The organism is Sphingobium sp. YR768, assembly GCF_900111125.1.
Lineage (GTDB): Bacteria > Pseudomonadota > Alphaproteobacteria > Sphingomonadales > Sphingomonadaceae > Sphingobium.
The window spans coordinates 1-10,722 of record NZ_FOGE01000057.1; the positions used below are offsets into that span (position 1 = coordinate 1).

Below are 10,722 nucleotides of genomic sequence, written 5' to 3' on the forward strand. Positions count from 1 at the left end.
GGATCGCTGCTCGATGCTTTCAGTCCCGCAGAATGCCGCAAATATCTCATCAATTCCGGATACGGATCAATCTGATGTCATCCGACTCTAGAAGCACGATGGCCTTTTCATCGACGACATGTCCGATGGGACGATAGTCGTCCCCGTTCCACCCGATCGCGGCAAGACGAAGAACCGCTGTGCGGGTCAGTTCCTGACGCAGCTTGGTATTGGGATTGGGAAAGGACGCGCCAGGCACGTGCAGGCCCATCGCTTCCATCATCATCTGGTTCGAGTTGGCCGTGCCGTAGAAGGTGCAGGTGCCTTTCGAATGATAGGCCGCGATTTCGGAATCCAGCAATTCGTCACGCGTTGCCTTGTTCTCGGCATAAAGCTAGCGGACGCGCGCCTTGTCCTTGTTGGCGATGCCGGTGCGCATCGCACCGCCCGGGATCATCAGCATCGGCAGATGGCCGAAGCGCAGCGCGTCCATCAGCAGGCCGGGCACGATCTTGTCGCAGATGCCGAGCAGCGCAGCGCCTTCGAAGGTGCGATGAGACAAAGCGACCGCCGTGGACAGCGCGATCGTGTCGCGGCTGAACAGCGATAGCTCCATGCCCTGATAGCCTTGCGTGACGCCATCACACATTGCTGGCACGCCGCCGGCGTACCTGCGCCGTGGCACCGGCCTCGCGCGCCCACAGCTTGATCATTTCCGGGTAGCGATAATAGACGGCGTGCGCGGAAAGCATGTCATTATAGGCGCTGACGATGCCGATATTCATGCGATTGCCTGCCTTGAGCTCTTCGCGCTGATCGTCCGTGCCGGCATAGGCATGGGCCAGATTCGTGCACCCGAGCTGCGACCGGTCGCTTCCTGCCTCTCTTTCCGCCTCGATCAGCGCAAGATACTCCCGGCGCCGAACCTTCGAATTTTCGATGATGCGATCTGTGACCGCGGTGATCTCGGAGTGGATGTTCGCCATCGCAATCTCGCTTAAGGGTTAGGCTGCTGTCAGCTGGTCAATGTGGTTGGCCCATCACGCAGCGAGAGCGTCACTCGTGCCACGTGATGCCGTCGCGTTCTGTCAGGGCGATGGCGGCAGAAGGCCCCCAGGCGCCGGCGGCATAGGGTTTTGGTCGGACGTCATGGGCCTTCCAGCCCTCGCGGATCGCATCCACCCACTCCCATTGTGCTTCGATTTCGTCTCGGCGCACGAACAGGGTCGGATCGCCATCGATGAGATCGAGCAGGAGCCGCTCATAGGCAATGCGGCGGGGAGACTGCGCGAACTGATCATCGAGACTGAGGTTGAGGGGCACCTCCTGGAGCCGCACCCCCTCACGGTCGAGCCCCGGCTGCTTTGCCATTACAAGGAACCGGACATATTCTTGCGGTTGAAGACGGATCACGAGGGTATTGGGACAAAGCGAGGCGCCGCGTTCCTCAAAGATCGAGTGAGACACCGGTTTGAGCCTCACGACGATTTCGGATCGCCTCTCAGGCAGGCGCTTCCCCGTGCGCAGGTAAAAGGGGACACCTCGCCATCGCCAGTTGTCGACATGCGCCTTTATAGCAACGAAAGTCTCGGTATCCGACGGGCAATCAAGTTCCTGCGCATATCCGGCGACGATCTCGCCGTCGATGGCCCCAGGTTGATACTGTCCCGTGACGGTATGCGTCGCCACGTCTCTGGCGCAGATCTGTCTGAGCGATCGAAGAACCTTCACTTTTTCGTCCCGGATCGCCGCGCCGTTGAAGCGGGCTGGCGGCTCCATGGCGATCAAGGCGAGAAGCTGCAGCATATGGTTCTGCACCATGTCTCGCAGCGATCCGACTTTGTCATAATAGCCCGCGCGACCTTCCAGCCCCACGGTTTCGGACACGGTTATCTGGACGTGATCAATGCCCTGCGCATTCCAGACCGGTTCGAACAACGAGTTGCCGAACCGGAGTGCGAGGATGTTCTGCACTGTCTCCTTGCCGAGATAGTGATCGACGCGAAAGGTGCGGTCCTCCGGGAAGGCGTCGAGTATGATGTCATTGATCTCACGGCTGGACGCCAGATCGTTGCCCAGGGGTTTCTCCAGCCCGATCCGGACGCCATCTCCTGCAAGCCCCGCGGTCTTCAATCCCTTGATCGTCGGGCCGAACAGCCAGGGCGCTGTCGAAAGAAAGATCGCCAATCCCTCGTCTGTCGAACCCACCTTCTCCGATAGCTGCCCAAACCCGTCCGGATCGGTCGCATCGAGCGTAGAATAGTGGAGGCGGTCAAGAAATCCGCTGACGGCAAGCGCGCATTTTCGCCCGGGCGCAACGAAGGAGCTAAGTGCTGCGGCCGCGAAGCGTCTGTACCCTTCTTCATCCATATCCAGGTGTGACGTGGCGGTAATGGTCAGCTTTTCCGGGAGCAGCCCGTCCGCATGGAGGCCGTATAGTGACGGCAACAGCATACGCTGCGCCAGGTCCCCGGTCGCGCCGAACAGAAGCAATTTGCCGGCCACCTGCCTCACACCGGATTTTCTGTCAGAATAGGCTCGGCATAGGCACCATCGTCAACCGGTGACATGAACACAATCAGCGCTCCATCATCGGTCGTCAATTCGGTGCGCGCCTTCCCCATCGGGAAATAGCAGGCCGTCAGAACGCGCGCGCCGTCGTTCACAAAGACCTCCAGCGAGGACCGGTCGATGATGATCCTGAGGCTGAATTCATCGCCCGGTGGCATCGCACTGGCTGACGCCGCGGCAAACGCATCGGCGGGGAGCGCAGGATGGCGCCCGCGCCGCAGCCGGATCTCACGGGCATCAAAATCCAGCGCGATCTGGATACCGCTGTCGTCATCTCCGGCGACCGCGAGCGACAATGTTCCATGCGTGCGGGCGCCCACGGTGAAGACAATTTGCCCCAGGAACGGCGCGTCATCTCGATCAAGCAGAAGCCGCTGGCCACCGGCCAGCGTGCCGATGATCGCATGTTCCGGCAGGCTGCGTCGGGCCAGGCAAGCGGGGCGCTGGGCCAGCACAAGTTGCTGCTCCATCTTGAAGTACAGTTCGCGAGGGAGGGTCATCGCGCCGCGCCAGGGATGTGTGGGGTAATCCTTGCCGGTCAGATGATTGCTCATCCATCCGATCCAGATTGGATGAGACGTGCCTTCCGGCAGATCAGACCAGCTCTGCGCGGCATAGAAGTCGGGTCCCAGATCGACAATCTGCGCCTCCTGGCCGGGGAAGGGCGTGAAATTGTAACCGTCGAAGGCGCCGGCGAAGACTTGCGCGCCCGAGCCTCCACACACCAGATCCTTGTCCACATCCACTTTGAGCGCCCAGGCCGTCTCCGACGTTCCTTCGATCGGAACCTCGATCAGGTCCGGGCACTCCCATTGGCCGCTTGTCGAGCCTGCGGGCCCGAATTCCGAGGCGAGGTCCCACACTATCAGATCCGTTGAACGGTAGACCTGAACCTTGTGCTCGCGGGACAGTGCGACCACCAGGACCCACGCGTCGCTCGGGGCATGCCAGAAGACCTTGGGATCGCGGAAATGCTCCATCTCAAGGCAGAGGACCGGATTGCCGGGATATTCGATCCATGTGCGGCCGCGGTCATGACTATAGGCCAGGTGTTGCGACTGGCGCTCGGAGGTTTGCCAATACGCAGTGTAAAGGGCGACCAGCGGCGGCGCGCTTCCATCGCCCAGTCCGCTGCTGTTGGACCAATCCACGACCACCGAGCCTGAGAATATCATGAACTCTCGCTCGGGCATGGCGATCGGCAGTTCCTGCCAATACACCAGGTCCGTGCTGACGGCATGGCCCCAGCTCATATGGCCCCAGTCCTTGCCGTGGGGATTATACTGAAAGAAAAGATGATACTCCCCCTCGAAATAGACCAGGCCATTCGGGTCGTTCATCCAGTTCTTCTGCGGCGTGAAATGAAAATCCGGTCGGTAATCCATCGGTGCCGGGTCGATTGCGGTCATGCTGAATTCCAGTGCTGTTGGACCGGCCGAGCCGGACTTGAATATGTTCGTCGGGTTCGCTCGACGCGGCCTAGGCGGTGTGCGGAGGCAAAGTGACGCCGCTGTCATCGAATAGATGGCAGCGTGCGGGGTCGAACGTCACACCGACACGGCTGCCGGCCGGCACGTCGCGATCCGCCCCCACGCGTACTGCCACCGGCGCCTCGCCGCCGCCCTCAACGAATGCGAAGGTGTCGCTGCCCAACCGTTCAACCTGCAGAACCTCGCCGGCCAGATGGCCCTGTTCGGGCGCACACAAGGTACAGTCCTCGGGACGAATGCCGATCGTAACATTGCCTTGCCGCGATCCTTGCCCACGGAACGGTAGCGTCACTCCTGATGCGCATATCCGAACCGAGAGACCATCCGCGCCATGTCCGACGGCTTCTGCCGCAAGGAACCCCATCTGCGGTGTGCCGAGGAATCCCGCGACAAACTTGTTCGCCGGCCGCTCATAAAGCTCGAGCGGCGGGCCGATCTGTTGCACCGTCCCGGCTTCCAGCACGACAATCCGGTCTGCCAGCGTCATGGCCTCGACCTGATCATGCGTCACATAGACCACGGTATTGCGAAGCCTGTGGTGTAGCCGGCTGATTTCAAGCCGCATCTGAACCCGCAGTGCGGTGTCCAGGTTGGACAAGGGCTCATCGAACAGGAAAACGGCGGGCTTGCGGACGATCGAACGGCCGATGGCCACCCGCTGGCGTTGCCCGCCCGAGAGCTGGCTAGGACGCGAGTTTCGCAGCGCCGAGAGTTGAAGCACGTCGAGCACTTCATCTACGCGTTGGCGGCGCTCAGCTGCGTCGACCCGCGCAATCTTGAGCGCGAACGCGACATTCTCCTCGACCGTCATATGGGGGTAGAGCGCGTAGGATTGAAACACCATTCCCACATTGCGCTCGGCCGGCCTTCGGTCATTGACCGGGGCGCCGTCGAAGCGGATTTCTCCTGTATCGACGGACTCGAGCCCGGCAATCATGCGCAGCAGGGTCGACTTGCCGCATCCCGAAGGACCAACGAGCACGATGAACTCGCTCGGTTGAATGAGCAGGTTCACACCCTTGATGATTTGCCTTTCGCCAAAGCCTTTTTGGACGTCGCATAGTTCAACCTGTGACGGCATGACTTATCCTTTTACTCCGCTGCCCATCACGCTCTGGACGAACCACCGCTGGAAGAAGATGAATGCGAGGAAGACTGGAAGGGTCGCGAGGGTGGCATAGGCCATGACCTCGCCCCACTCGGTCTGGAACCTGAAGAATTGTTGCAGGCCGACCATCAGTGGACGGGCGCCCTCGCTGGGCACCACGATCACCGGCCATAGATACTGGTTCCATGCAGCCAGACCCTGGATGATGGCGACTGTGGCGAAGGTGGTTCCGGAGAGCGGCACGATCACGTGTCGGTATACCTGGAAGGGCGTGGCGCCATCCACATAGGCCGCTTCATCGAAATCCCGCGGGATGTCGCTAAACGCCTGGTAGAAGAAGAAAATCGAGAAGGCGTTGGCGACGAACGGGACGATCTGGACGAGCCGCGTGTCAAGCCAGGACCATTGTATCGACAGCCCCCCCTCGAAGCCCAGAGTGGGCAGATAGGCCACCATAAGCATCATCGGCACCGCGATCGCTTCCAGGGGGATGATCAGCAGAACGACGATCAGGCCGAGAACCATGCCCTTGCCGCGCCACTCAAGACGCGCCAGCGCGAAGGCTGCCAGACTGTTTACGAAGAGGCCGGCACAGACCGTCACGATCGTGATGAAGGCAGAGTTGAGGGCAAAGCGCCCGATCCCTGACGAGCCGATTACGTCCCGATAGTTCTGCAGAGATATCGAGCCGACCGGCAGAAAGGCGCGTATCGAACTCAGGTCGCTGAAGATCTGCTGATTGGGCTTGAACGAGGCCATGAGCATGAACAGGAACGGCGACACGAAGATCACCACGAAGAGCAGCACGATCGCATAGGTGGCGATCCGCTGTGCCGCTGTTTTGCTGTTGAGCGGCGGCTTCATCACGAGCCTGCCCGACGCGCGAAGAAGCGCTGCTGGAGGAGGGCAAGCGTGGCGATCAGGACAAAGTAAACGACCGTGATGGTCGAGCCGTAGGCGATATCCTGACCGCGTACGCCTCGTTCGATGGCATAGAACATGACCGTGCTCGTGGCGTTGGCTGGGCCTCCCTGCGTCATCACATCCACCTGGGTGAACAAGCCGAAAGCGGCGATCGTGGTGATGATGATGACGAAGGCGATCGTTCGGGAAAGGCCCGGCAGCGTGACGTGGAGAAAGCGCTGGAAGGCTGTGGCGCCATCGATCCGGGCGGCATCGTAAAGCTCCTTTGGAATGGCTTGCAGGCCCGCAAGGAAGATGAGCATCTGCAAGCCGGCGCCTTGCCATGCCGACATGATCACGATGGCCGGCATTGCGGTTGCGGGGTTGCCGAGCCAGTCGACCGGTTGGAATTTCCCAAAGGTCGCCCAGCTCAGGAACTGGTTGATGAGCCCCAGGTCCCGGTTGAACAGGAACGCCCAAATCACCGCCACCACGACCATCGACATAACGACCGGTGAAAAATAGACCGTGCGGAAAAGGCGTTGCCCCGGCAGGCCTGCGTTGACCAACAGTGCAAGCGCCAAAGCCAGGCTGCATTGCAAGGGCACCACCATCACTGCGAACAGGATCGTGTTGAGCAACGACTGGATGAAAATCGGGTCTCGCGCCAGCAACACCAACCGCGTCGATCCGAACTCAGCCTGGCCAAGGGGTTTGTAACCATGGAGGCGGGGAGTGCGTCGGGTTACGTCGCGAACCCGCTCAAAACCAGTATCGCCGTTCACACCGAGCACGGAGTCCTGCCGGATCATCGTGAGCCCCAACAGGCGCTCGTAATTGGATAATCCGACGATGCGGGTGTCCTGCGGCGAAAGCAGCTTCTGATTGGTCAGCGTCAGGCCGATGGCCATCAGGAACGGAACGACCAGGAAGCCAATGAGGCCGAGCATGGCTGGCGTTCCGAACAGAAACGCCAGCGCGCCTCTGTTTGCCCACTGCGGTCTCATCGGGATTTTCCTTTCGCTACCGTAGCGAAACCACCGTTATCCTGGATCGACTGGTCGATTTCATCTACGGCATCGTCCAGGGAATCGCGGGGATTTGTGCCGTCCATGATATCCCGTGCGGCGCGATACCAGGCGTTGGAGATGGTCGTAAACGCTGGGGTTGATGGGCGCTGCTGCGCGTAAGCACGGGACAGGTCGAAGAAGACACGCCAATCGCCGCCGCGTCGGAAACGGCTCGTGCGCTCGGCTGCGGCCTCCGTCGACGGGATCATGCCGGCCGCCGAGGCCATGTCGGCGATCTCGTCGGTGCGGATCACATGCTGTATGAAATTCGCTGCCTCTTTTGGGCTCTTGCAGGTGGAACTGATCGCCCATTGCCAACTGCCGCCGCCGATCACGACGCCATGGCCAAGGTCAGGGGGAGGCAGGATCAGGAGATCCTTGCCGAACGCCTTTTCGAGGTCGGGCGCACGCCAGTTCCCGGTATAGGCCATTGCGACGCGTCCGTGCAGCAAGCTCTGGTCATCCGGCTCCTGTCGCCTCGCAAATCCATTGACGAACAGCGATCGAAACCAGACGGCCCATTGCTGCGCGGCAGGGCCGTTGAGCACGCCTTGCGCTGTCTGGTTCGCACCGCGATCAATGAGGTCGCCGCCGAAACTCTGAAGCAGCGGGCTATAGGCATATGTCCACCAGTTGGGGTTGGGCTCGCGCGTACCCAGATCCAATGGCACCTGCCATCGGCCGGTCGCCTTCAGTTTTCCAAGGAGCCCGTCGAACTCTTCACGAGTCCATGGATGCTGGACGGTGGGTATACGAGCGCCAACCTGGGCGAGCGTCGATCGGCGGGTGAAGATTGCGAGTGCGGCGTCAAATTGGCCGACCGCGTAGATATGCCCATTATATCGGCCCAGACCCGCGGGCGCGATTTCCGCGAAGGCATTACGATCAATGAGGTCGTCAAGCGGTCGTATGTGACCGGCCCATACAAATGCCGGCACCATCGGACTGTCGACCGTCAACACACAAGGGAGGCGTCCCGCCATGGCCGCGGCCATGACCGACTGCGGGTATGAGCCCTGCGGAATTGTCTGCGCATGTATCTTTAAGTCGGGATGTCCGGCGTTGAACCGCGCGATCAACTGCTTATTGGCCTCGTGTTCCTCAGGGCCCGTCTGGTGCTGCCAAAGATGCAGGTTCGCCCTCGTGTCCACGGGCTTTTCACCGCATGACGCCGTGAGCAGCACCATGGCGCTGAACATGATGGGCGAGCGGCGCATCAGGCTGAGCCTGCATCAGCAGCCCGGCGGGCCATTTCTATCGCCCCGACAAGCGCGGGAGAGGGGTCTGTCAGCAAAGGCCGTGCGATGAAGGATTGCGCGTCTGCTGCGTGTGAGCCAAGCGCGTAGCCAGCCATCATCCGCGTGTAATCAGCTCGCACCCGATCGATCAGGAAGTTGGGGCTCATCACGCCGCCACCCAGAAGGATGCGCTGGACGCGCAGGCTATAGGTGAGATTGACGCACAGTGCGGCGATATAGTGGCTGGCAAATTTCCAGCCGCGGTGATCTTCGTCAAGGGATTCGGCGGGCAGGCCCCATCGAGCCGCCATGGCCGGGCCACAAGCGAGCCCTTCCAGGCAATCACCATGGAAAGGACACCCGCCTTCGAAACTGTCGCCCTGCGCGCGCGGCACGCGCATATGGCCCATCTCGGTATGCGGGAATACCTGACGCACTCGGCCACCCTGCATGATCCCCACGCCAATGCCCGTTCCCACGGTAACATAGGCGAAGTCGTCGACATCCTGGCCGGCGCCGCAACGGGACTCGCCCAACGCGGCCGCATTGACGTCGGTGTCGAGCAGAACGGGCGTCCCGGCTATCTCTGCCAGGGTTCCGAGAATATCTGCCCCGGTCCAGCCGGCTTTAGGCGTTGCGCCGATCTGGCCGAAGGAGGGGGCGGCCGGGTCGAGTTCGATCGGGCCAAACGAAGCGAGCCCTGCTCCAATCGGCGCGCCGTGCTTGTCGACAGCGCCGACGAAGAAGCGTTTCATGTCGCCAAATGTCTCCGCCGGCGTTCGCGTCGGGAAAGTAATCTGTTCGAGGATGCTGCCATCCGCTCCGGAAAGCGCGCAGATGAACTTGGTGCCTCCGGCCTCGACTGCCGCGTAGGTTGCGTTGTTGGACATGGGTGGATGCTATCAACTCGTGGTAGGGGAAAGCTGGGCGCTGGTTGCGTCGCGACAAAGCCACCTCCTGCGAGATGGGTCGCAAACAATCAGTGGTCGAGAACTGGGGAGCTCATCGAGGCCACATCTCGACGACAACGGACCGCCACCGAATTGCGGAGAGGGAGACCCTCATCAGAGTCGGCTTTTAGGTCTGCGTGAGTGCAACATGACAGCATCTGATCCTCTCCCTTGCGCCCGGCGAGAGCGGATGCGAGGAAAGCCGAAGCTCCACCATCGCCCATCTCCGCAGGTTCTCCTATGCCGTCGATATCGGCTATAGGTTGCGTTCTGAACCAACCTGTCGACGTCGTCAATTCAAAATTGTCGACGTCGACATTTTGCGGTTATACGGCGCTCTACAGTCCGATGAAGGGGGTATGACATGATCCTGCGCAGTGATGAGAAAATGCAAGTCGTCACCCCCGGCGGTGGGTTGATGCAGATGCACCTGTTTCGCCCCGCGACCGAAGGGCGGTTTCCGGGCGTTCTGCTCTTCTCGGAGATCTATCAGGTGACGGGGCCTATCGGCAGATTGGCGGCCATGCTGGCTGGCAATGGCTATGTCGTTGCCGTACCGGAGGTATTCCATGAATTCGAGCCCGTGGGGGCGGTTCTGAACTATGATTCGGACGGGACAGAGCGCGGCAACTGCCTTAAATACGCAAAGCCGCTGGCGAGCTATGACGCAGATGCTGAGGCAGCTATCGGGGCTCTCCTGCAACATCCCGCCTGCGATGGTAGGATCGTCACCTTTGGTGTGTGTCTCGGGGGACATCTCGCGTATCGCGCAGCGCTGGATCCTCGTGTCTCGGCTGCGGCCTGCTTTTACGCGACTGATATCCATTCCGGTAGCCTGGGGCATGGCAGTTGCGACGACAGTCTGGCGCGAATGCAGGACCTTAAAGCTGAGACGATGTTTGTCTGGGGCCGCCAGGATCCCCACATTCCCTATTCCGGCCGAATTGTCATTCAGGAGCGGCTGGAGGCGGTCGGCGCATCCTATGAATGGCACGAATTCAATGCGCAACACGCATTCCTTCGCGATGAGGGGCATCGTTACGATCCTGAATTGTTGTCAGTAGCGCTCAATCTGACACTTGGACTGTACAGGAGAGCTTTTCGAGGAGAGCAGCGCGGCCAAAATGGCGACCTATCGTCTCAATGGACACCCTGATAAAGCGTCTTTCTCACTGCGACAGCCCCCTCTCCATAATCCTCGCAGAATGTGCAGGCACTCAAACAATGAGGTGGCCTCGCCTTCTTTGACAGGTTGGCGGCTAAGTTAAGCTCATCCTGGTTGTTGTTGATGCCGCCATTTGGGTGATCAAATCCTTGGGGGCATGCCCCCCAGGATTTGAAGCGCCGATTTGCCCATATGCCTCGCCTGGGGTTTTCCCTGCAAGGCGTGAATGCGGACGATGGTTGTCATAA

9 protein-coding genes and 1 pseudogene are annotated in these 10,722 nt (G+C 60.6%); 1 reads left to right on the top strand and 9 read right to left on the bottom strand.

Going from position 1 to position 10,722, the window contains the following annotated elements:
• Nucleotides 1-49 precede the first annotated feature (49 nt).
• From BMX92_RS28545 to BMX92_RS25995, 9 genes and pseudogenes are all read right to left on the bottom strand, one after another.
• Nucleotides 50-628 (bottom strand): annotated as a pseudogene (locus tag BMX92_RS28545) (dihydroxy-acid dehydratase).
• Nucleotides 621-965, bottom strand: coding sequence for a hypothetical protein (locus BMX92_RS28550; protein ID WP_371262543.1), 345 nt, complete (start codon nt 963-965; stop codon nt 621-623). Before BMX92_RS28550 ends, BMX92_RS28545 begins: the two are co-directional and overlap by 8 nt.
• Before the next feature lie 70 nt (nt 966-1,035).
• On the bottom strand, nt 1,036-2,493 hold the full coding sequence (gene zwf, locus BMX92_RS25965; RefSeq protein WP_093022414.1) for a glucose-6-phosphate dehydrogenase: 1,458 nt from the start codon (nt 2,491-2,493) through the stop codon (nt 1,036-1,038).
• The gene (locus BMX92_RS25970; RefSeq protein ID WP_177185277.1) at nt 2,490-3,959 is read right to left on the bottom strand and encodes a glycoside hydrolase family 32 protein; all 1,470 of its coding nucleotides are present in this window, start codon (nt 3,957-3,959) and stop codon (nt 2,490-2,492) included. Before BMX92_RS25970 ends, zwf begins: the two co-directional genes overlap by 4 nt.
• A 70-nt stretch (nt 3,960-4,029) precedes the next feature.
• Nucleotides 4,030-5,121 carry an ABC transporter ATP-binding protein gene (locus BMX92_RS25975; RefSeq protein WP_093022420.1) on the bottom strand — a complete coding sequence of 364 codons (1,092 nt, stop codon included), beginning with the start codon at nt 5,119-5,121 and terminating at the stop codon, nt 4,030-4,032.
• 3 nt (nt 5,122-5,124) lie between these two features.
• Nucleotides 5,125-6,012 (bottom strand): carbohydrate ABC transporter permease, encoded by an 888-nt coding sequence (locus tag BMX92_RS25980; protein ID WP_093022423.1) that lies wholly within the window; start codon nt 6,010-6,012, stop codon nt 5,125-5,127.
• Entirely contained in the window at nt 6,012-7,058 is a 1,047-nt protein-coding gene (locus BMX92_RS25985; RefSeq protein WP_093022426.1) for a carbohydrate ABC transporter permease, read from the bottom strand. Before BMX92_RS25985 ends, BMX92_RS25980 begins: the two co-directional genes overlap by 1 nt.
• On the bottom strand, nt 7,055-8,338 hold the full coding sequence (locus tag BMX92_RS25990) for an extracellular solute-binding protein (protein WP_093022429.1): 1,284 nt from the start codon (nt 8,336-8,338) through the stop codon (nt 7,055-7,057). The genes BMX92_RS25985 and BMX92_RS25990 overlap by 4 nt, the downstream gene beginning before the upstream one ends.
• Nucleotides 8,338-9,249, bottom strand: coding sequence for an ROK family protein (locus tag BMX92_RS25995; protein ID WP_093022432.1), 912 nt, complete (start codon nt 9,247-9,249; stop codon nt 8,338-8,340). Before BMX92_RS25995 ends, BMX92_RS25990 begins: the two co-directional genes overlap by 1 nt.
• Nucleotides 9,250-9,673: 424 nt before the next feature.
• Here BMX92_RS25995 and BMX92_RS26000 point away from each other — a divergent pair, with 424 nt between their 5' ends.
• The gene (locus tag BMX92_RS26000; protein ID WP_093022435.1) at nt 9,674-10,465 is read left to right on the top strand and encodes a dienelactone hydrolase family protein; all 792 of its coding nucleotides are present in this window, start codon (nt 9,674-9,676) and stop codon (nt 10,463-10,465) included.
• Nucleotides 10,466-10,722: the final 257 nt, after the last annotated feature.